At 62.8% G+C, this 21995-nt stretch carries 21 protein-coding genes; 12 read left to right on the top strand and 9 right to left on the bottom strand.

The features are described 5' to 3' along the window. Nucleotides 1-60: 60 nt before the first annotated feature. Nucleotides 61-990 carry a LysR family transcriptional regulator gene (locus VSR72_RS39765; RefSeq protein WP_342957676.1) on the bottom strand — a complete coding sequence of 310 codons (930 nt, stop codon included), beginning with the start codon at nt 988-990 and terminating at the stop codon, nt 61-63. Nucleotides 991-1137: 147 nt separating this feature from the next. On the opposite strand from VSR72_RS39765, the gene VSR72_RS39760 reads away from it, so the two are divergent. The 6 genes from VSR72_RS39760 to VSR72_RS39735 all read left to right on the top strand — a co-directional run bounded on the left by VSR72_RS39760 (nt 1138) and on the right by VSR72_RS39735 (nt 7586). Beyond that, nucleotides 1138-2211 carry a YeiH family protein gene (locus VSR72_RS39760; protein WP_342957675.1) on the top strand — a complete coding sequence of 358 codons (1074 nt, stop codon included), beginning with the start codon at nt 1138-1140 and terminating at the stop codon, nt 2209-2211. Between the two features lie 246 nt (nt 2212-2457). Continuing rightward, nucleotides 2458-3192: a glutathione S-transferase gene (locus tag VSR72_RS39755; protein ID WP_342957674.1), complete on the top strand. Its 735-nt coding sequence runs from the start codon at nt 2458-2460 to the stop codon at nt 3190-3192. 147 nt (nt 3193-3339) lie between these two features. Continuing rightward, nucleotides 3340-5085: a ClcB-like voltage-gated chloride channel protein gene (locus VSR72_RS39750; protein WP_342957673.1), complete on the top strand. Its 1746-nt coding sequence runs from the start codon at nt 3340-3342 to the stop codon at nt 5083-5085. Between the two features lie 161 nt (nt 5086-5246). Then, nucleotides 5247-6605 (top strand): C45 family peptidase, encoded by a 1359-nt coding sequence (locus tag VSR72_RS39745; protein ID WP_342957672.1) that lies wholly within the window; start codon nt 5247-5249, stop codon nt 6603-6605. 246 nt (nt 6606-6851) lie between these two features. Continuing rightward, complete coding sequence (locus VSR72_RS39740) at nt 6852-7124, top strand: hypothetical protein (RefSeq protein WP_342957671.1); 273 nt, start codon at nt 6852-6854, stop codon at nt 7122-7124. A 231-nt stretch (nt 7125-7355) separates the two neighbouring features. Then, entirely contained in the window at nt 7356-7586 is a 231-nt protein-coding gene (locus VSR72_RS39735) for a DUF2795 domain-containing protein (protein ID WP_254337638.1), read from the top strand. Nucleotides 7587-7620: 34 nt separating this feature from the next. On the opposite strand, the gene VSR72_RS39730 is transcribed toward VSR72_RS39735, so the two are convergent. Continuing rightward, entirely contained in the window at nt 7621-8238 is a 618-nt protein-coding gene (locus tag VSR72_RS39730) for a TetR/AcrR family transcriptional regulator (protein ID WP_342957670.1), read from the bottom strand. Between the two features lie 263 nt (nt 8239-8501). Between VSR72_RS39730 and VSR72_RS39725 the strand changes: the two genes are divergently transcribed. The 5 genes from VSR72_RS39725 (at nt 8502) to VSR72_RS39705 (ending at nt 15746) form a co-directional block, all read left to right on the top strand. Then, complete coding sequence (locus VSR72_RS39725) at nt 8502-9647, top strand: efflux RND transporter periplasmic adaptor subunit (RefSeq protein WP_342957669.1); 1146 nt, start codon at nt 8502-8504, stop codon at nt 9645-9647. Continuing rightward, nucleotides 9644-12799: an efflux RND transporter permease subunit gene (locus VSR72_RS39720; protein WP_342957668.1), complete on the top strand. Its 3156-nt coding sequence runs from the start codon at nt 9644-9646 to the stop codon at nt 12797-12799. Before VSR72_RS39725 ends, VSR72_RS39720 begins: the two co-directional genes overlap by 4 nt. After that, nucleotides 12796-14379: an efflux transporter outer membrane subunit gene (locus tag VSR72_RS39715; protein ID WP_342957667.1), complete on the top strand. Its 1584-nt coding sequence runs from the start codon at nt 12796-12798 to the stop codon at nt 14377-14379. The genes VSR72_RS39720 and VSR72_RS39715 overlap by 4 nt, the downstream gene beginning before the upstream one ends. Before the next feature lie 86 nt (nt 14380-14465). Beyond that, nucleotides 14466-15086, top strand: coding sequence for a 2-hydroxychromene-2-carboxylate isomerase (locus VSR72_RS39710; RefSeq protein WP_342957666.1), 621 nt, complete (start codon nt 14466-14468; stop codon nt 15084-15086). A gap of 237 nt (nt 15087-15323) precedes the next feature. After that, nucleotides 15324-15746, top strand: a complete 423-nt coding sequence (locus VSR72_RS39705) for a hypothetical protein (RefSeq protein WP_342957665.1) — start codon at nt 15324-15326, stop codon at nt 15744-15746. 406 nt (nt 15747-16152) lie between these two features. Here the strand turns inward: VSR72_RS39705 and VSR72_RS39700 are convergent, their stop codons facing one another. From VSR72_RS39700 to VSR72_RS39670, 7 genes are all read right to left on the bottom strand, one after another. Continuing rightward, nucleotides 16153-16416: a hypothetical protein gene (locus VSR72_RS39700; RefSeq protein WP_342957664.1), complete on the bottom strand. Its 264-nt coding sequence runs from the start codon at nt 16414-16416 to the stop codon at nt 16153-16155. 99 nt (nt 16417-16515) lie between these two features. Beyond that, nucleotides 16516-17262: a hypothetical protein gene (locus tag VSR72_RS39695; protein WP_342957663.1), complete on the bottom strand. Its 747-nt coding sequence runs from the start codon at nt 17260-17262 to the stop codon at nt 16516-16518. Then, complete coding sequence (locus VSR72_RS39690) at nt 17246-17920, bottom strand: N-acetylmuramidase family protein (RefSeq protein WP_342957662.1); 675 nt, start codon at nt 17918-17920, stop codon at nt 17246-17248. Before VSR72_RS39690 ends, VSR72_RS39695 begins: the two co-directional genes overlap by 17 nt. Before the next feature lie 63 nt (nt 17921-17983). Further along, complete coding sequence (locus tag VSR72_RS39685; RefSeq protein ID WP_342957661.1) at nt 17984-18124, bottom strand: hypothetical protein; 141 nt, start codon at nt 18122-18124, stop codon at nt 17984-17986. Further along, complete coding sequence (locus tag VSR72_RS39680; protein ID WP_342957660.1) at nt 18121-18663, bottom strand: hypothetical protein; 543 nt, start codon at nt 18661-18663, stop codon at nt 18121-18123. The genes VSR72_RS39685 and VSR72_RS39680 overlap by 4 nt, the downstream gene beginning before the upstream one ends. A 41-nt stretch (nt 18664-18704) precedes the next feature. Further along, the gene (gene vgrG, locus VSR72_RS39675; RefSeq protein ID WP_342957659.1) at nt 18705-21248 is read right to left on the bottom strand and encodes a type VI secretion system tip protein VgrG; all 2544 of its coding nucleotides are present in this window, start codon (nt 21246-21248) and stop codon (nt 18705-18707) included. A 124-nt stretch (nt 21249-21372) separates the two neighbouring features. Beyond that, nucleotides 21373-21555: a hypothetical protein gene (locus tag VSR72_RS39670; protein ID WP_342957658.1), complete on the bottom strand. Its 183-nt coding sequence runs from the start codon at nt 21553-21555 to the stop codon at nt 21373-21375. Between VSR72_RS39670 and VSR72_RS39665 the strand changes: the two genes are divergently transcribed. Further along, nucleotides 21555-21944, top strand: coding sequence for a hypothetical protein (locus tag VSR72_RS39665; protein WP_342957657.1), 390 nt, complete (start codon nt 21555-21557; stop codon nt 21942-21944). The genes VSR72_RS39670 and VSR72_RS39665 overlap by 1 nt on opposite strands. Nucleotides 21945-21995: the final 51 nt, after the last annotated feature.

The raw sequence follows: 21995 nt of genomic DNA, 5'->3' as shown, positions 1-21995 counted from the left end.
GTTGATTAGGGCGGATAGTGCGCGCTAGCCGCGCGGGCCGCCATTCTGGATTGCCCTGGGTCAGTTGGTTCCTGCACCAGGCACATCGGCGAGACACAGTTCCAGAAAGCGCTGCGCGACGCGCGATGCCGCACCCGCGTGCGGCACCAGAATCGAGAAACGCCGCGCAAGCGGTTCTGGGGCAAGGCTGATCTGCCGCAACGCGCCGTTTTCGTGACGCATCGACATGGCCGAAACGAAGCCGATGCCCATGCCCGCCCGCACCGCCTCCTTCACGCCCTCCACGCCGGCGATCTCCAGCGCCACGCGCATGGGCACGCCCGCGCGCGCAAACGCGCGCTCGACCACCTGGCGCACGCCCGAGCCGTCCTCGCGAAGGACGAGCGGCCAATGCGCGAGCGCTTCCACCGTGATAGCAAGCATCGCTGCGCCCGCCTCCCCTTGCGCGTCGAACTGCGACGCCAGCGCGTGAGCGCGCGGCACGATGGCGACGATTTCGTCTTCGTGCCACGGATGCACGACCGTATCCGGCGGCAACTGCTCGCCCACCGGGCCTTCGATCAGCGCGATATCGACCGCCCCGAGCATGCCCACGACATCCGACGTATTCCCGCTCGACGTTTCGAGCTTGACCTGCGGATAGCGCTCGTGAAATTGCGCCACCAGATACGGCAGCCGGTAGCTCGCGGGCGTGGTGGTCGCGCCGATGCGCAGCGTGCCGCGCTCGAGGCCGCGCAACGCGTCGCGGTAGGTGAGCGCGTCGCGCCAGGTGTCGCGCAGGCGCGCCGCATAGCCCGCGAGCTGTTCACCCGTGGGCGTGAGGCGCACGCCCCGGCCGTCGCGCTGATAAAGCGGCTCGCCGATCTCCTCCTGCAACAGCCGCAACTGGCCCGAAACGGCCGGCTGCGACAAATGCAGCGCCAGCGCAGCTCGACTGATGTTGAGATGCTCGGCGACTGCAGCGAAAGTTATCAGTTGTTCCGGGGTCATCGTGACAAACCATCGTGTTGTCCTATATATTACTTCACAAATCACGATTTTTCATATCGATATATCTAAATTAGGATTAGGCCATTCGATAGCGAACTGTTCGCCACCCAATTTTTCGACCGGTTCGTCCGCTAGAGAGAGGCCTTCATGTCTACACCCAGTCTTGCGCACTCGTTGCCGTCCACCCGCGGGCAGCTCAACGGCGTGCTGTTCGTCGCGCTCTTCGCGGCAGCCGTCACCAGCATCGCTTCACTGCCCGCCATCGCCGGGCTCGGCATGAGCCCGCTGATCGTCGGCATCGTCGCGGGCGCGATCTATGGCAATGCGCTGCGCGACGGCATGCCCGAAAGCTGGGCCGCCGGCATCAACTTTTCTGCGCGCAAGCTGCTGCGTATCGCAGTCGCCTTCTTCGGGCTGCGCGTGAGCCTGCAGGAAATCGCTCAAGTTGGCCTGCCAGGCCTCGTCGAATCCGTCGCGATCGTCGTGAGCACGCTCGTGATCGGCACCTGGGTCGGCATGAAGGTCATGAAGCTCGACCGCGATACCGCCATTCTCACTGCGGCCGGCAGCGCGATCTGCGGCGCGGCCGCCGTTCTCGCATTCGAATCCACGTTGCAATCCAAACCGCACAAGAGCGCCGTGGCCGTTGGCAGCGTCGTGCTGTTCGGCACGCTTTCGATGTTCCTGTACCCGGTGCTCGTCCGCGCGGGCTGGTTGCATCTCGACACGCTCGGCGCCGGGCTCTTCTTTGGCGGCACGATTCATGAGGTCGCGCAGGTCGTCGGCGCGGCGAGCAACGTGAGCCCGGAAGCCACGCACATCGCCACCATCGTCAAGATGACGCGTGTGATGCTGCTCGTCCCGGTGCTGCTCGTACTCGGCGTGTGGCTGAGCCGCTCGGCGCGCCGCAAGGCTGTGGCCGACGGCCACGCCGCCGCCGGCGGTGCGCGCAAGCTCGCGGTGCCCTGGTTCGCGCTCGGCTTCCTCGCGCTCGTGATCGTGAATTCGCTCAACGTGCTGCCCGAAGCGGCCGTCCACACGATCAACACGCTCGATACCTTCGCGCTCACCATGGCGATGACGGCGCTCGGCATCGAGACGCGCTTCTCGCAGATTCGCCAGGCCGGCCCGCGTGCGTTGACCACCGGTTTCATCATCTACCTCTGGCTGGTCGGCGGCGGTCTTGCGATCACCTGGGGCGTGCAGCGCCTGTTCGGATGACCCGGCGCCCGAGGGCCGCGCGCTCCGACTCGATCCCCTGTGCGCCGGCGCTGCCGGCCACTAGCCCCGCCTGCCGCGGGGCTTTTTGCGTTTCTGCGCACGGCTCCCTTGCGCCCTCTCGCAAACGCGCGCCACGCGCAAACCAGGCGCGACGGTTGCGAGCGATACTGTGCGCTGCTGTGCGTTGCGTGGGCAGCAGCCGCGCAAGCCGTGGCGAGCACGGCATCGAACGCAAGGGGACGACCGATGGCTTACGAACTCTATTACTGGGACGGCCTGCAGGGCCGGGGCGAATTCGTGCGGCTCGCGCTGGAAGAGGCGCAGGCGCCCTACGTGGACGTGGCGCGCGGCGAGAAGAAGGATGGCCACGGCATCGGAGCGATGATGGGCGAATTGGAGAGCGACGAGCCCTACCCGCCCTTTGCACCGCCGTTTCTCAAGGACGGCGAGCTCATCGTGCCGCAAACCGCCAACATCCTCTTCTATCTCGGCCCGAAGCTCAAGCTCGCGCCGCGCGACGAGGGCTTGCGCATCGTCGCGAACGGCCTGCAGCTCACGATCGCGGACCTCGTGACCGAGGCGCACGACACGCATCATCCAATCGCGAGCGGGCTCTACTACGAGGACCAGAAGGACGAGGCGAAGGCGCGCTCGGCGGATTTCATCGCGCATCGCATTCCGAAATTCATGAGCTATTTCGAGCGCGTGCTCGCGCAAAATCCGGACGGCCCGCGCCACATGGTGGGCAACGCGCTCACCTATGTCGATCTTTCGATGTTTCAGATCGTCGAGGGCCTGCGCTACGCGTTTCCGAAAGCGACGAAGCATTTCGCGGATCACTATCCGCTAGTTGTCGCGCTGCGCGACGCCGTGGCGAAGCGCCCAAATATCGCCGCCTATCTCGCCTCGGAGCGGCGGTTGCCGTTCAACGAAACAGGTATCTTCCGGCACTACCCCGAACTCGACCGGGCCGTGCGCTGAATGCGCGCGGGCCATGGAGGTGTCCGCAGCCCCCCGTGAAAGCGCACGCGCCGCGCAGTTGTCGCCGCTCACCCGATATGCTTCCTGCCGCACGTCGCGCCCCGCGCACGCGCGGCTTTCTTTCACCCATAACCTGACCCGCCCGCCGTGCTGTCATTTCTGCTGAAACTGCGCACCCGCGCCCGCGATCTCTTTCGCCTGTCCGACGCCCATACGATGCTGATCTGGTCGGTCATCGTCGGCGTGGCGGGGGCGTTTGCGACCGTGATCTTTCGCGAGGGCATCGCGCACGTGCAAATGCTGTTCACGGGCAGCGAAGGCAGCCTCGTCGAGATGGCGCGCCACCTGCCGTGGCACCGGCGCATCTGGATGCCGGCCGTTGGCGGCTTCATCGCGGGATGCCTGTTGCTGCTCGCGCGGCGCAAATCGCCCAGCAGCGGCACCAAGGCGATGCACGCCGACTACATCGAGGCCGTGGCGATCGGCGACGGCGTCATGCCCGTTGGCACGAGCATCTGGCGCAGCCTCTCGTCGCTCTTCACGATCGCGAGCGGCGGCTCGATCGGCCGCGAAGGCCCGATGGTGCAACTCGCCGCGCTCGCCGCCTCGCTGATCGGCCGCTGGGTGCACTTCGATCCGTCGCGCCTGCGCCTGCTCGTCGCGTGCGGCGCGGCGGCCGGTATCACCTCGGCGTACAACGCGCCCATCGCGGGCGCCTTCTTCGTGACCGAGATCGTGCTCGGCGCCATCGTCATGGAGAGCTTCGGGCCGATCGTCGTCTCCTCCGTGGTCGCCAACATCACGATGCGCGAGTTCGCGGGCTACAAGCCGCCGTATGAAATGCCGGTGTTTCCCGCGGTGACGGGCGTCGAGGTCCTGCTGTTCGTGGCGCTCGGCCTCTTGTGCGGCGCGCTTGCGCCGCAATTCCTCATGATGATGGATACCGCGAAGAAAGGCTTCGGGCGGCTGAACGTGCCTCTGCCCGTGAGGCTCGCGCTCGGCGGTCTCGTGGTCGGCATCCTTTCCGTGTGGACGCCCGAGGTGTGGGGCAACGGCTATAGCGTCGTGAACTCCATCCTGCACTCGCCCTGGACCTGGACCGCGCTCGCCACCGTGCTCGTTTTCAAGCTCATCGCGACCGCCGCGACAGTCGGCTCAGGCGCTGTGGGCGGCGTGTTCACGCCCACGCTCTTCATGGGCGCCGTGCTCGGCTGCCTGTTCGGCCAGGGCATGCACGCGCTCTGGCCCGACGGCACCTCCGCCTCGTACGCCTACGCGATCGTGGGCATGGGCGCGTTTCTCGCTGGCGCGACCCAGGCGCCGCTCATGGCGATCCTCATGATCTTCGAGATGACGCTGAGCTACCAGGTGGTGCTGCCGCTCATGCTCTCGTGCGTGGTGGCGTACTTCGTCGCGCGCGCGATCGGCAAGGCGTCGATGTACGAAATCACGCTGTATCGCAACCGCGAGGAAGCCGAACGCATGCGCCTGCGCATGACGCAGATGCGCGAGCTGGTGCGTCCCGCGCAGACGGTCGTGCTGGAAAGCGCCACGGTGCAGGATATGACGCGTGTGTTCCTCGAATATCCGGTGAAATATCTCTACGTGACCGACGAAACGGGGCGCTTTCTCGGCGCGGTCGCGCTGGCCGATATCACCTCGGACCTGCTGCAAAACCGCGACACCGCGAACAAGCACGCCCGCGACTATCTGAAGCCGACATTCGACGTGCTCACGCCCGACATGCCGCTCGCGGTCGGCCTGCAGCACTTCATGTCGTTCCAGGGCGAGCGCCTGCCCGTCGTCGAAAGCACGCGCGAGCCGACGCTCGCGGGCGTGGTCTACAAGACTTCGCTCCTCGACGCCTATCAGCGCATGAACGCCGATCGCTAGGCCTCGCCGGCGCGTGAGGCGCGTGGCAAAGCGCAGCGGATTTTCTAGAATTTAGAGAGCGGGTCCAGCAGGCAAGCGCGGCGCGGCCCGCGCTGTGCGCCTGCGCACCGACGCGCGCGCAGGAGGCTGCGAGAATCGACGCGGGAATGACCGGAGCGAAGATGAGCGAACCCTCACTCGAAGCCGTACGCCGCGACCACGCGGGCTGGATATTCGTGCACCTGCAGGGCGAGCCTTACGACCGTGGCGAGCAACACGGCAAATTGCTCGCCAACGAAATTCGAAACGCAATCCGCACCGCGCGTTACCTCGCGAAATGGGACACGGGCGAGGACTTCGACACCTTCATCAACGCTGCGATCGTGCAGTTCGCGCCGCGCCTCGACACCGAATTCGCCGACGAGATCCAGGGCATCGCCGACGGCGCCGGACTCAAGTTCGCTGAAGTGCTCGCGTGGAACGGCTACATGGACTTGCTCCAAAGCTGGTGGCCGGTGCATGCGGCGTCGCAGCAAGCGCAACTGGGACAACCCGCGGTGCGCCCGTGGCGCGGGCGGCGCGGCCACCACTGCAGCGCCTTCATCGCCACAGGCAGCGCGACGCGCGACGGCCGCATCGTCATGGCTCACAACTCGTGGGACCGCTACGCGGCCGGCGACGCCTTCAACATCGTGTTCGACATCGTGCCCGACTCGGGGCACCGCATCATCATGCAGGGCCTGCCCGGCTGCATCTCGAGCCTCACCGACTTCTGGATCAACGGCGCGGGGCTGATGGTGACAGAGACGACCATCTCCAACTTCGTCGGCTATCGCGCGAACGGCGCGCCCGAGTTCTATCGCTCGCGCCGGGCGACGCAGTACGCGTCGAGCATCGCGCAATGGTGCGAGATGTTCGCGCAGGCGAACAACGCGGGCTATGTGAACAGCTGGCTCCTCGGCGACACCAAAACGGGCGAGATCGCGCGCTACGAACTGGGCTTGCAGCACGCGGGCTTCGAGAGCACGAAAGACGGCTTCTACAGCGGCTTCAACGCGGCCACGGACCTCAAGATCCGCAACCAGGAATGCACCGGCGAATCCGACGACTACACCGACGTGCGCCGCAACGGCGCGCGACGCCTGCGCTTCATGCAGCTTGCCCAGGAGCACCACGGCGCGATCGACGCCGAACTCGCCAAGGCGATGATCGCCGACCACCACGACGTCTATCTCGAGCGCAGCGACAACCCGTGTTCGCGCACGATCTGCGGGCACCTCGAACTCGACGACGCGCGCTTCGGCGGCGCGGACCACGGGCCGTTCAACCCATGGGGCGCAAACGACGGCAAGGTGGTCGACAGCGAAATGGCGCGCGACCTGTCGTTCTGGGCGCGCTGGGGCCACCCGTGCGGCCGCCCGTTCGACGCCCAGGCGTTCATGCAGCGCCACCCCCAGTGGAACTGGCTCAACGGCTATATGCGCGACCGCCCATCATGGCCCTGGGCGCGTTTCGAGGCGCTGCGCCGGCCCTCGCCTTAATCCTGCGTAACAGCGGCGGCACCAAAAAAGCACGCGCGTTCGAGACGCGCCGGCTCATTTCCTGCCATTATGGTATTTCCGTATGCGCGTCGCGCACATGAGCCGTTCCGGCGGCTCGTTGCGCCTTGCGTAGCAGCGCGCCTGGCCGCCCCGGCTGGCGCGGCTGCCTGCCCCGCCACCACGCCTGGCGGATGCGGTACGGCGCTTGCTGCGACCAGTGGGCCGCATGAGAAAGGAGGTCGAGCGATGAAAACCTCGACACTGATGACCACCGTACTGTTGTCGGCGTCGTGCTTCGCCGCTCCGGTACGCACCGCGCAGGAATCACCGGTCGCCCAGGCCAGCGCGCACATCCCGCTCGCAAGTGGACAGTCCCACGCGTACGATGCCCCCGTGGCGCCTCCCGCCCCCAACGTGCCCGTGACCGCGAACGGTCCGCAACACTGGGAGTACCTCACGCTGCCCAGGTCGCATCGTCTGGACAAGACGCTAAGCCCGGACCTGCACGAACAGACCTGAGCTTGACCGGCACACCGGTTGCGGACATGCGGCGAATGAGCAGTGCGTGCGCACGCCGCGAAGGCGCGCGAGGCGGATTGTGTATGCTTGAGGCGCGGCGTTAGCGCTGCGCGCTGCTTGTCTGAAACAGGCGCAAACAACACGCGGACAAAATCTGAACAAAATCCGCACAACGAACGAGACGACGACGCGGACCGCCAACACCGGCCGCCCGCGCAAAGGACGCCACGCATGTCAGCCTCTCGCATTCCCGACGAACCCATCGATCTGCAATTCGCCGACGTGCTGCGCGAAGTGCGCTGGCCCGCCAACAAGGACGAACTCGTGGACGCCGCGCGCGAGGCCGGCGCCAGCAACGAGGTGCTGGCGATCCTGGACGGCATGCCCGAGCAGGATTATCAGGACGTCGCGTCCGTTACGCGGCTGATCGGCAGCAACTACGGCCCTGGCCTCGGCGCCTGAAGCGCACCGGTCCTGGGCTGCGGGCGCGCCGGGCTCAGGCGTCGCGGCCGAACACGACTCGCGCGAAAAAAGTCCCCAGTACGGTTTCGACGACGGGCGGCGTGACATGCTGCGGATCGGCCGTGGCGAGAAATTGCACCCCGTCGCACAGCCCCATCAGCCCAACCGCGAGCAATTCCGGGTCGAGCGGCACCGGCGTGCCCACGCGCGCCGCGAATTCCTCGATATACACGGCCAGACTCTCGCGCTTTTCCTTCATGAACGCGTTAAAGCGCGTGCGAAAGCGCGCGTCGCGCGCGGCCAGCAGCTTGGCTTCCACCCACAGCAGGAAGACTTTGTTGTCCTGCGGCATGCGGCTGTAATAGGAGAGCACGCGCGCCTCCATCTGTTCGCGCGAGACCTCGGTCTCGAAGATGCCGCGCAGGTCGGTCTGCATGGCTTCGTGATCGCGCCGCAGCAATTCCACGAGCAGGTCCGACTTGCCCGAGAAGTTCGAGTAGAACGCGCCGCGCGTGTACCCCGCCGCATGCGCGATGTCCTCGACGCTCGCGCCCACGAACCCTTTTTTCATGAACATGGCCTGCGCAGCATCGAGCAGGCGCTCGCGCGTCTGGTCGCGGCTTTGTTCGCGGGTGAGTCGAATGCGCTTCATGGCGTGGGGCGTCGTTATGTGAAACGGATTGACGCGAGTCTAGCACTGAAACATTCTTCGGATTCAGTTTCGCACTCAAATACAAGGTTGTATTAGAATCCGACTCATCATCCCAGGTCCGGGTGTGCGCGCGAGCCGCGCTGCACCCGCGACTCAACGGCGGCGCAACCGGCCTGCGGTTTTGCGGTCTGCGCGCGCACAAGGCATGTCGAGGTTCAAGCGAGGTCCAAGTGAATCGTTGCGGTCGTGGCGCATCGAGCAGGATGCGCAGTGGTACCGGTAAATCGCGTGCGCCGCGGCGGCACGCCGCGAACGTGCTTCTCGTGCTCGGCGTCGCCGCGCTGGCTGCGCTGGGTGCATGTAGCAAGGAAAAGGAGGCGCCGCCGCAGCCGCGCCCGGTCGTCTCGATGACCGTGCACCCCGACGGCGGCGGTGTGCGCCCCGCCTACCCCGGCGACATCGAGGCGCGCTACGCCACACCGCTTTCGTTTCGCGTGAACGGCAAGATCATCGAGCGCAGCGTGCGCCTTGGCGACAGCGTCAAGCCCGGCCAGAGGCTCGCGCGGCTCGACCCGGCTGACTCCGAAAAGAACGCGGCAAGCGCGCAGGCCCAACTCGACGCCGCGCAGCATCGCCTCGTCTTCGCGAAGCAGCAGCTCGACCGCGACACGGCCCAATCGGCGGCCAATCTCATCGCCCGCGCGCAACTCGAACAAACGCAGGATGCCTACGCATCGGCCGCGGCCCAGCGCGACCAGGCACAGCAGCAGCTCGCGCTCGCAAAGAACCAGCTGCGCTACACGCAGATCATTGCCGATCAAGCGGGCGTCATCACCGCCGAAAACGCCGATACCGGCCAGAATGTGCAGGCGGGTCAGGCTGTCTACCAGCTTGCGTGGACCGGCGACATCGACGTGGTGTGCGACCTGCCCGAGCGCGCCGTGGCCACGCTGCACACAGGCGACACCGCACAGGTCACGCTCGGCGCCCTTCCCGGCCGCCACTACACGGCGCGCCTTCGCGAACTCGCCGCCGCCGCGGACCCGCAAAGCCGCACGTGGCGCGCAAGGCTCACGCTCGAACACCCCGACGCCGACGTGCGCCTCGGCATGACCGCCAACGTGGCGTTCGCGGCCCCGAGCGAGGCCAACGCGAAGGCCGTGTTCACCGTGCCGGCCACCGCGCTCTTCCACGACGGCGAGGCGCCCGCCATCTGGGTCGTGCACGCGCCCGACAACGTGCTGCAACTGCGCCGCGTAAGCATCGCGCGCTACGACGCGCGCACCATTAGCGTGGCGGGCGGTCTGCAGGACGGCGAGCGCATCGTGCTGCAAGGCGTCCACACGGTCCATGCGGGCGAGCGGGTGCGGCCGGTCGCGCCCCTGCATCCCGAGGATTTCGCGTCATGAGCCAGGTGAACGGCTCGGGTCCAGGCTCCGATCATGACGAGGGCCGCTTCAACCTTTCGGCGTGGTCGCTTCGGCATCGGGCGCTCGTCACTTTTCTCGTTGCGCTGGCAACGATCTTCGGCGCGCTCGCCTATACGCGCCTCGCGCAGTCGGAAGACCCGCCCTTCACGTTCCGCGTAATGGTCATCCAGACCTTCTGGCCCGGCGCCACCGCGCGCCAAGTCGAGGATCAGGTGACGACACGCATCGGCCGCAAGCTGCAGGAAACGCCTTATATCGACTTCCTGCGCAGCTATTCGCGGCCCGGCGAATCGCTCGTGTTCTTCACGATGAAGGACTCAGCACCCGTGAGCGAAGTGCGCGAGACCTGGTACCAGGTGCGCAAGAAGGTCGGCGACATTGCCTATACATTGCCCCAAGGTGTGCAAGGGCCGTTCTTCAACGATGAATTTGGCGACGTCTACACCAATATCTATGCACTGGAAGGCGACGGCTTTTCGCCCGCGCAACTGCACGACTACGCGGACAAGCTGCGCGAGCAACTGCTGCGCGTGCCCGATGTCGGCAAGGTCGACTATTTCGGCGATCCGCAGCAGCGCATCTACATCGAGATTCCTAACACGCAACTCACACGCCTTGGGATCTCGCCCACTCAGCTAGGCCAGGTGATCGGCGCGCAGAACAGCGTCTCGGCCGCCGGCACCCTCACGACTGCCGACGACCGCGTGTTCGTGCGGCCCGGCGGCCAGTACGAAGACCTCAACGCGATCGCCGATACGCTGATCCGCGTGAACGACCGCACGTTTCGCCTGGGCGACATCGCGACGATCCGGCGCGGCTACGACGAGCCGCTCGCCACGCAGATGCGCTTCCAGGACCAGGCGGTGCTCGGCATCGGCCTCACGATGCAGCCGGGCGGCGACGTCATACGCCTCGGCAAGGCACTCGATGCGCGCGTCGAGCAGTTGCGCGCGCAACTTCCTGCGGGCCTGAAACTCGTGGAAGTATCGAGCATGCCCGATGCCGTCTCGCGCTCGGTGGACGATTTCGTCGAAGCCGTGGCCGAGGCCGTGGGCATCGTGCTGCTCGTGAGTCTCGTTTCTCTGGGCGTGCGCACGGGCATGGTGGTGGTGATCACGATTCCGATCGTGCTCGCCGTCACCTCGCTCGCGATGTACCTCTTCGGCATCGGCCTGCACAAGGTCTCGCTCGGCACGCTCGTGCTCGCGCTCGGCCTGCTCGTGGACGACGCCATCATTTCCGTCGAAATGATGGCGGTGAAGCTCGCGCAGGGCTGGAACCGCACGCGCGCCGCAGCGTTCGCGTACACCAGCACTGCGTTCCCGATGCTCACCGGCACGCTCGTCACCGTTTCGGGCTTCCTGCCCATCGTGCTCGCCAGATCGAGCACCGGCGAGTACACGCGCTCGATCTTCCAGGTGTCCGCGATCGCGCTGATCGCCTCGTGGTTCGCGGCCGTGGTGTTGATTCCGTTGCTGGGCTACCGGCTGTTGCCGGAGCGCAAGCCTGACCCAAACGCGGCCAATGCCGCCCATGGTGAAGGCCATGAGCACGAGATTTACGACACGCGCTTCTATCGACGCCTGCGCGGCTGGATCGGCTGGTGCATCGAGCGCCATGCCATCGTGCTCATCCTGACCATCGCGCTTTTCGTGGCCGCGCTCGCGTGCTTCAAGCTCGTGCCGCAGCAGTTCTTCCCGAGCTCCGACCGGCCCGAGTTGCTAGTGGACGTGCGCCTGCCCGAAAGCGCCTCGATCGATGCGACGTTGCGCCAGACGAAGCGCCTCGAAGCAGCGATCAAGGGCCGCCCCGAGATCGATCATTTCATCGATTTCGTCGGCACCGGTGCGCCGCGTTTCTATCTGCCGCTCGACCAGCAGTTGCAGCAGCCCAATTTCGCGCAGTTCGTGATCACGACGAAGTCGGTCGAGGACCGCGAGAAGCTCGCGGGCTGGCTCGAACCGATGCTGCGCGACAAGTTCCCGGCCATCCGCACGCGCCTCTCGCGGCTCGAAAACGGGCCGCCGGTCGGCTACCCCGTGCAGTTCCGCGTGAGCGGCGACGATATCCCGACCGTGCGCGACATCGCCAACAAGGTCGCGGCGACGATGCGCGACGATCCGGGGACCGACAACGTCAGTTTCGACTGGGACGAACCCGCGGGACGCTCGCTCCATTTCCAGATCGACCAGCAAAAGGCGCGCGCGCTCAATGTCTCCTCGCAGGACATCGCCAACTTCCTGCAGATGACCTACTCGGGCTATACCGTCACGCAGTTTCGCGAGCGCGACAAACTCATCAGCGTCGATCTGCGCTCGCCCGCCGCCGAACGCGTCGATCCCGCCCGCCTGCTCACGCTCGCCATGCCCACGCCCAACGGCCCCGTGCCGCTCGGCGCGCTCGGGCATCTCGCCAACGATCTGGAGTACGGCGTGATCTGGTCGCGCGACCGGCAGCCCACCATCACCGTGCAATCCGACGTGCGCGCGGGCGCGCAAGGCATTGACGTCACGCACGCGCTCGACCGCAAGCTGGAGTCGATCAAGCGCGCGCTGCCGCCCGGCTATCACATCGAAGTGGGCGGCTCCGTGGAAGAAAGCGCGAAGGGCCAGGCGTCGATCTTCGCGCAGTTGCCGGTGCTCGCCATTGCCGTGCTCACGCTGCTCATGATCCAGCTGCAAAGCCTCTCGCGCGTGCTGATGGTCGTGCTGACCGCACCGCTCGGGCTGATCGGCGTGGTGATCGCCCTGCTCCTGTTCCGGCAGCCGTTCGGTTTCGTGGCGATGCTCGGCGTAATCGCCATGTTCGGGATCATCATGCGCAACTCGGTGATTCTCGTGGATCAGATCGAGACGGACATTCGCGCCGGACACAAGCGCTTCGACGCCGTGGTGGGCGCAACGGTGCGCCGCTTCCGGCCGATCATGCTGACCGCCGCGGCCGCCGTGCTCGCGCTCATTCCGCTGTTGCGCTCGAACTTCTTCGGGCCGATGGCCACGGCGCTGATGGGCGGCATCACGATTGCGACCGTGCTCACGCTGTTCTTCCTGCCCGCGGCTTACGCGGCCGCGTTCCGCGTGCGCAGCAGCGAGACTGACGAGACCGGCAACGCGCCGGAACAGGCATCATGAAGATGGGTTCTTTGACTTCGGCATCGGGGGCGCGCAAAACGGCTCGTTCGCCCGCAACACGTTCTCCGCTCGCGCTGCGTTCGCTCGCCGCGTGCGTCGCGCTCGCGCTGGCCGGTTGTGCGATGGGGCCGACCGGCGAACCACCCGCCATGCCGCAGCCCGAGCACTACGGCGCGGAGGCGCAACCTGCGCAGACGGTCGCGGCGCAGGGCGTTTCTCAGCAGTTCGTGACGGGTGCGGAACCTGTACCGCAATGGTGGACGCTCTATGGCTCCGATGCGCTCGATGCGCTCGTGAGCGAAGGCCTTGCCAGCAGCCCGAATCTCGCCGCCTCCGACCACAACCTGCAAGCCGCGCGCGAGCAGTTGCGCGGCCAGATCGGCAGCTCGCTTCTGCCGACCGTCGACGCCATCGGCATCGCGCAACGGCAACAGCAACCCGCAATCCCGCAATTCGGCATCGACCAGCTCCAATACGGCATTTTCGCGGGCTTGATCGACGTGCGCTATACCTTCGACGTGTTCGGCGCGACCCGCCTGAACAACGCGGCACTGGCTTCGCGCGTGAACGTGCAGGCGTTCCAGTTCGAGGCCGCGCAGCGCGCGCTCGCGGCGAACATCGTGGCAAGCGCGCTCGGCGCGGCGACACTGCATGCGCAGATCGACACGACCGAACAGTTGATCGCGCTCGCCAATGCGCAGGCCGACGACGTGCAAAAGCGCTACGCGCTCGGCTCCGCCTCGCGCACCGATCTACTCAGCGCGCAGCAGAGCGCGGCGTCGCTCGCGGCGAGTCTGCCGGGACTTCGCCAGCAATGGGTCGCACAGCGTCACGCGCTCGCCGTTCTGATCGGCCGTACGCCCGACCAGGCGCCACCCGATCTCGATCTCGCCAGCCTGACCGTGCCCACGCAGGTGCCGGTGGTCATTCCTTCAGAACTCCTGAGAACCCGCCCCGACATCGAAGCCGCGGAAGCGACGCTCAAAGCGGCCGCAGCCGGCGTCGGCGCCGCGACCGCGCAAATGTACCCGAGCATCACGCTGTCGGCGGCGCTCGGCCAGGGCGGCTTTAGCTGGCCCGTCGTCACGTCGGGTGCGGGCGCGCTGTGGGCGATCGGCGCTTCGCTCTCGCAGCCAATCTTCCACGGCGGCGCGCTCCTCGCGCAGCGGCGCGCGGCGTTGCAGTCGTACGAGGCAGCCAACGACACCTATAAGCAAACTGTGCTCACGGCGTTCCAGGATGTCGCCGACCGGCTCGCGGCGCTCGATCACGACGCACAGGCCCTCGACGCGGCCAGCACCTCGGCGCGCACCGCCCAGGGCGTGTACGAAGACACGAGCGCGCGCTACAAGCTGGGCGCGGTGCCCTGGTACGCGGTGCGCCAAAGCGAGCAGCAATGGCGTAACGCGCGGCTCGACGAAATCCGCTATCGCGGCACGCGGCTTTCCGATACGGCCGCCCTCTTCCAGGCGATGGGCAATCCGCCGGTCAACCCGGCGACTCTCGGGAGCGGGCACGCGGCAGACACCGCAGCGGGGGCGCCTGCATCGGACGCGGGTGCCGCCACGCAGGGCAAGTAACACTCGCGGTCTTCCGGGCGCGTCGCGGTACCATGAACGGCGGCGCGCCATGCGAGACCGCGCAGCCGCTTCACGGAGACGACACCATGCCCCGCCCTTCGCTCGACTTCTGGTTCGACCTCGCCAGCAACTACAGCTATCTGAGCGTGATGCGCATCGAAGCGCTTGCGGCGCGAGAAGGCGTGGACGTGCGCTGGCGGCCCTTTCTGCTGGGACCCATTCTCGACGCGCTCGGCTGGGAAGGTCCGCCCTTCGTGGTGCAGAAGGAAAAAGGCGCTTATGTGTGGCAGGACATGCGCCGGCAGTCCCGCAAATACGCGCTGCCGTGGCAGCAACCCACCGAGTTTCCGCGCCGCACCGTACTCGCGACGCGCATCGCCGTGCTCGCCGCTGACGAACCGTGGCTACCCGGCTGGTGCCGCGCCGTCATGACGCGCAATTATGGTGACGACCGCGAAGTCGATTCGCCCGAAGCGGTCGCGGAGATGCTCACGACACTGAGCCTGCCGGCGCAACAGATCATCGAGGCGGCCGGCAGCGATCCGAACCGCCTGCGGCTGCGCGAACGGACCCAAGCGGCTCGCGATCTCGGCATCTTCGGTGCACCGACATTCTTCGTCGGCGAGGAAATGTTCTGGGGTAACGACCGGCTGGAAGACGCCGTGGAAGCGGCACGCTCAGCGCCGCAGAATCAAGGCAGCGCGTAGCCCTTTTTCCCTGTGTCCGCTGTTGATCTGTCAGGATTTTCTGCCCCTTGTTTTCAAGACAGAGCTGATACACTGCGCCGTATCGTGAGTCAGGTTTTCCTGACTTCACCCCGATACTATTATTCGTATTCCTACATATCTAAGAAAGCGAGTCCATCGGAGAGGGAACCGCGTCACACCCCAACGACTTGGGCAGTGAGAAAGGCGCGACGTACTACAACCTGAGAGATCACGATCATGGGACACCTGGTGAAACGACAAATTTGTTTCGCACTATTAATCATTTTTAGTGCTACCGCCCATGCCGGGCTGGACTGCACGGGCTCGCGCGGCGGCTTTCGCTTCCAGACCGACGACAGTTGGACTGGCACCGACAAGCTCGAACATTTCGCCGTGTCCGCGCCGTTCGGCGCGCTTGGAGGCTGGCTCACGCGCGACACGGAGCACCCGGTCGTGTATGGCACGCTGATCGGCACGGTGCCGGGACTCCTGAAGGAAACGCTCGACGGTACCTGCCGCACCGACGGCTTCTCCTACAAGGACCTGTTCGCCGACGCACTTGGCGCACTCACAGGCGCATGGCTCGCGCACTGGGCCGTCACGTATTCGCGCGATTCGCACAGCCAAACCTTCGGACTGCGTTATGAGAATGTGTTTTGACGTGTGATGCTGCAAACGGCTTTGCTGCGCACAAAGCCTTTGGCGTCAGGCAGTTAGCTTCGATATCCCAGGGTTATGAACAGGGGCTTCAACAAAAACTGTGGAAAAGTCAGCGCGAGAGTTACCCACAGATTTTGTTGGCAAGGCTGGGGACAACTGTTCCCCCACACCGCGCAAGTCCACGCCACAAGGCTTTCCGGGCGATGCGTGGGGGGAATTTCCATTCCCCGAGCAGCACCAGGCATCCTTTCCCCCACGTTTCCCCAACATTGCGTTGCGGGAAAACTGCCGTTCCCCCAAAGGGGAGAAGCTCTACATATTAAACATCTGTCTTGTAAGAATTGCAAGCAAGTGGCGACTTGAGGCACTTTCTACAAGTCACTTGTCGAAGAAAAACGCCGACAAGTCACTTGTTCATGCTGCGCTGCACGTGGGCCTGTGGCTGCCCACCCAGCACCTTAATCGCGCCGAGGTGGAAAGCGTCAACAGGGCGCACAGAGATTGATGCATCCTGACCCACGCACTCTTCTGGGCGCCTCACGATGTCCAGTACCGCATCGAAGGGGGACAGGTAGAAGCGCAAAGCGGCCCTTTCGTCCACCGCGCTGCCGTGATACGTGGTCCTCCTGTTCTTCTCGAATGCGATGACATATGCGATGGGCTCCGGCATCTGGAATTCTCCCGTTCGTTGATTCCATGCGGACTACTTATTATGCCGAGTAATCGGCACGACGGCCGAGGGTAAATGCTTGAATGATTTCCTATTGCTTCACTGCAGGTGCGTTGCCCAATGCCCCCCTCTTAGCAACTCTCGCTTTGGTGAAGGTGGGAAAGGGTTTGCAAGATCGCTGTCACGAATCCAGCCAAATGTGATCTTATTAGGGGCGCTTTCCTCTATCGACATATCAGGGTTAACAAATCTCACATATGAATACCCATTTCTCCGATTAATCAGCGTGACAATATCACCCGCCTCAAGATATTGCCCCAGCCGCCCTACTTCCGCCCCCCTATGCAAGAAACTCCTTCTAGCCACGACGGCAATTCCAATGGCATCGAATTTCCTAGTCTCAGTATATTGGCTTGCACCACGCTCACCAGGTGCAGCATTAAAAATTCCTGCCGCGCTCAGACATCCACCGTGCGGTTGGTCAGTTTTTAGAGCAATTTCTTTGTCGTGCAAATACAGCGCACCACCAATTTCCGCCCTAGGATCGCGTTGCGCATAAGAGAAATGACTTTCATGCGGAACAAAATCAAAAGTCCTCATGGGAAGTACACTGGTTTCGTCGGCACTTCTTGCTACGCCAATGCTTAGATTCGTCATAAAAAAGAATCTGCAAGAAAACGCACCATCACGCGCGAAGTAGTAACCAAGAAAATCATTATCTGATTGATAGGTAGTCAAATTAATTTCATCGTACTCTGTCGCGACACCCGCAGCCGTCTCGCACGAAAGAGAGAGCGAAGAACATAGAATAGTGAAAAAAACAATGAATTTATTTAAATTTCTCATAGAATTCTTTCATCGCTGACGGGTACTTCGGTGGATAACCACTACCATTGTAGTAATAGGCAAAATCTTCCCAATTTTTTCCTTGCAACGCCTTTTTTGCGGAATTATTAATACTGATATAATTAACGAAAAGATCGAACTGCTCGCCAATACCCTGCATTTGAAGATTAGCCAAATCTAACGGACTTGAATACCCCATTTCTTCATAGAAAAAAGCCAGCACCTGAAATGCCCCCCACGAGCATGCCATTATCGCGGCATCCCGATCCAAAGAGCACGCACGAATGAATCGTTCGTATTGGTGCATCACGCTTTCATCAGTATGAGTCCAACCACCTTCAGCCGATTCTCCATCGGTGTACCCCCCTTGTATCGGCAAACAAAGGTTAGGATCTTTAGGAAACGGGTTTGGCTCATTTTTCAGGAGACTCAACTTTTCGTTTCTCTTATCCTTTGGAAGAAGGGAGCGAAAGAATATATGTCGCTCGTATAGTATTTTAGGTAGGCCGTTATCACAAAAACCGGTACCATGACTTTCCGTCATGGCGACCGCTTTAATTGCCGACACTTCACAGTCAAGCTTTTTTGCAGCATCGGAGTATTTGGCCTCGCTTATATCTATTTTCGGATAATTTAACCTCGACCCGAGGACGTTCAATGCAATTGTTCGTGGTGACCCAGTGTCCACTATCTTGTAGTGGTGTTCGATTGCAATTTCGGTTTACTTCTTGTGCGTCTTTTCGTCTTCCGTCACCACCTTCTTGCTTGTCGGAAAATCTTTTTTGACCCTGCCCTGCTCTGTGACCTTCTGCGACCAGCCAATGTACGGTCCAAAGTCATTAACGAGGCGTTCAATGGTCATGACCTCGCCTTCCTTGGCCACAGGTAATCCAGGTCCTGCTCAAATTCATCCTTCGGCGTGAGCTTCGTCGTCGCTTCCAGGTGATACTCGGGACTAACAACGGTAAACGCACTGAAATCCTTTTTAGGCGTCACGGTCGCCTTCCACACGTACTTACCGCTTCGGTTCTTTACCCAGACATCAATCGGCTGATTCCGCGAGGCGTTCTGAATGGTCACGGCATATCCGTTAGCGTCTGTAGCCACTTCCGTCCGGTTGCTTACCATTGGCGCTGAATCCGGCGCTCCGCCAGGGGCTGACGCTGCCCCCTGCGCAGATGCCGGATTCTCGGCAGGCGGATCGTCACTGTTCTGTCCAAATTTCCATTCAGGCGCTTGCGGTGCGCCCGCGCCTGCCTTAACCAGAACCGACAGTCCTTCAATCGGCTTTTTTAAAATATCCCCGAACACAATCGTCACCTCCACAAAGGGCGATGGCGCAGCCTTGGCTGGGGCAGAAGTAGGAGCGTGTTTCGGTTGAGCGGGATGCCGATGTGCCATTTATTTACCTTTACAAGTCACTTTTAAGGGAACGCAGGTAATTAAACCTGCGCCGGATCGGATTCAGAGTCTTCACGGTCGTAGGCGTCCTCGAATGCCCTCCAATCCCCCGCTCCAATTTCACACCTGACCTTTGCCGATTCTGCTGTACTGACGCTGAACGTCGAACCTTCGACTAGCACGCCCTGCTGCTTGACCGTGCCATCTGGCAGGTAGACACGGTACGGCTGACTATTGAGAGTCTTTCCGTCTCCCAGATTGGCGGCAACCGTACTCACATCAAACGTCTGCGTATACAGTTCGTCCGCATTCTGCTCGATAGGCGCAGGCGGAAGCGATACGGGAATGTGCATCGATGCCTTGCCCTGTTTCTGGACCGTGATGGTCTTGAAGAACAGGTCGAACGGACCGCCGAGCGTGATGCTGCCGTCCTTGATCTGGATGAATGCGCCGCCGCACTCCAGAATGATTTCCTTCGCAGCGGACAGAATGACCTTGCCGTTGACGCTGGCGACGTTCACGTCCTTGTCCGCAATAAGAGACATTGGGCCGCTTTGCGCCTGGACTTCGACCGGCCCCTTCGCGGCGTAGATCTTGATACCGAACTTCTGCACGAACAGCGAAATCTTCTCGCCTGCCGCGACCGTGAAGCGCTTCAGCACGCTCCAGTCCGCGTTCTTCCCGGCCACCCCCGAGATGTCGCCCTGCGCCGCGAACTGCATGCCCTGGCCTGTGACAAGTGCCGCCGACGCGGGTGTACCCATCAGCAGCCCCGGTTTCTTCAAGCCGTCCAGATCGTCCTTGATCTGCTGCTGCGCGTCAGTGTCGGCGGGTTCGGCCTTGGCGCTGCTGGCGGATGCAGCCAGCGCCTTCGCGGTCGCCAGCGCGCTTTCCAGTTTCGCTATGGTCTCCTGCATGTCCAGCTGCTTGCCAGTGGCAGCAGGCCGGTCATACGTCGTGAACATCAGCCCCTTGCCCGCACGGTTCACACCGTAACCCGAAGACCTCAGTTCATACCCCTCACCCCGGTATTCAAGTTTGTTATTAACCAGGTATCCGAGATTCAGTTGCGACTTGCCTGAATATTCCGTGCTAAGTTTGACCCCTTCCTGCCCCGCCCAGTCCTCCATGCGCAGCTTGTTGTTGCTCTGCGTGCGGATCGTGTTGCGCGAGAGCCAGCGCCGGTCGCTCGTGATGAGGTCCCTCGCTTGGCTGTGGTGGTGAAACGCAGTAATTTCCGGTTTATCAGGGTCACCATCTCGAAATTGGATGACCGCCTCGTCGTTGTCCAGCGCGACAAAGTGGAAGCCGGTCTGCAGCTTGCCCGCGAAGGGTTTGGCGAGTCGCAGCGGTACACTCTCGCCACCTTTAGGCCATGTTGCGAAGTCCACATCGAAGCGGACCACATAGTAGCCAGCAGCATTAAGATAGGCGTAGGTATATTTATCAGGACTGCAAATTCTGGCGCTCAGCGTTCCGCTGATTTTTGGCCAGGTTTCCGGCTTCAGCTCCAGACGGAAGCGGCGGTCGGCAGGGATGGCCCTGAACGTGTTCGAATACGCCGCGTCACGTGCGCCGCTGTGCGTGGCCTCGATGATGACCATGCCTTTGGGCGCATCGGGCAGCACGATATCCGTTTCGAGCACGGTGGCGCACTGCAAGGCAAGCACGTTGCCTGCGCCTTCGCACACAACCTGGCCGGCGATGGCCGCTTCGTGCCTGAGTTGCGCTTCCCACTGCGCCCCGGCCGCGTCGAGGTGGTTCGTGCCGTAGATATACGGCTGACCGTAGGTGGTCGGGTCCTCTGGCGCGACGCAAACCGAGGCGCGATAACGTTCCCACGCTGCGTCCGGGTTGTACTCGGCCACCATGAACGACTGCGGCACCGTGACGGCGTGGGTCTTGATCGCCGTGACGACTTCCACGCCACCCGCTTCGAGTCCCGCCGCCTCACGGTACGGCACGATGTGCTGCGGTTCGTCGTAGAGATAGTGGTCAATGTCATCGGCGAAAACCACCTGATCGCCGTACTCAGTCTCCACGATATAGCTGTAGATGCCCGCCTTCTGCATGAGCATCTGGGCGTAGGCCATATCCGTCATGTGGTACTGCATACGGAACAGGTGTTTGGGGTACCGGCGGCGCAGCCGGAAGCGGAACTGATGATCTCGCAGGCCGTGGCGACGCAGGATGGCTGCGAGAATGTCCGGCAAACTCTGATGCTGGTAGGTGCCGGTGTACGTGACGGCTTCGAGCCGTCCGAAATGCGACTTGAGCACCATCTGGTACTTCGTGAAATCCTTCGTCGTTTGAACCGTCGAGAAGCGCTCGATGAAGCCCGAAAAACACCGCATAGTCCCGTCATCGGCCTTGATGCTGAAAACCGCGTCACGGCTCAGGAAGTCGGCGCGCAATAGCTGCTGTGAGTGGGTCAGCTCGATAAGGACGATGTTGGGCTCGCCCATCTTTTCGGTGGCTGCGAACGACGCGACTGAAAGTTGCACAGCGTTGTCCGTACCTGGCACCGCCAGGTGGTAGGACTGACGCCCCGAGGCATTTTTAGGCAATAGATCAAACTCGGCCATGCAATCTCCCTTTTCAAATCAGCACTCCTTATCCTGCACTTACTGATTTTGCACAAAAGCGGACAAGTCCTAAATGCGGATGCGGATTGGGTAAAGTCCTGCTTGCCTGATGGCAGACAAAAAATCACGCGCGATTCACCTTGCGCGCCGCCTCAAGCTGCCGCTCAAGGTCATGGATGCGCGCCTGCTGGCGAGCGATCAGCTCGAGATTTCCGTAAGTCTGGAGTTCAAGCATCGTGACGTACCTGACCAGATCGTCGTAGGTGTATCCCGTTGGAAACGTGCTTATCGCGTGGAGCAGCTTCAATGTCGCGCGCGACTGCCCCAGATCATTTATGTAGTTATCCTTATTACGTTAAGCGAAACAAATCACTTGCCCGCAACGATTCAGGCGGCGGCACTCAAACAGCAGTGGGGCTCAAGAAAGGTTTCGGCGGAACACCGAACCAGATCGATCAGGCACTGCGTCGCGTTCAGCCGGTTGTGGTCGGTCGCAGCATGCTCGATCCGGTCTGCCACGATGTCCATACATTCAAAGAAGGCACGCTGCCTTTCGAGCAGCACATACAGACGCGCGATCTCGCTACCCAGCTCTTCGCGTGTATATCCACCAGGAAACTGACGTTGCACGATATCCGCTCCGGTTCAGGAAACGGCCCGCCCGGTGACGAGAAAATTGGGGTGAGCGGGCACTGAACAGGGTTAGCAGACTGGTGTGTGACGACCAGCAAGCCTCGCGGCTTCCCC

The sequence above is a fragment of the Paraburkholderia sp. JHI869 genome (genome assembly GCF_038900775.1).
Classification (GTDB): domain Bacteria; phylum Pseudomonadota; class Gammaproteobacteria; order Burkholderiales; family Burkholderiaceae; genus Paraburkholderia.
This window is presented reverse-complemented; position numbering and strand designations above follow the sequence as displayed.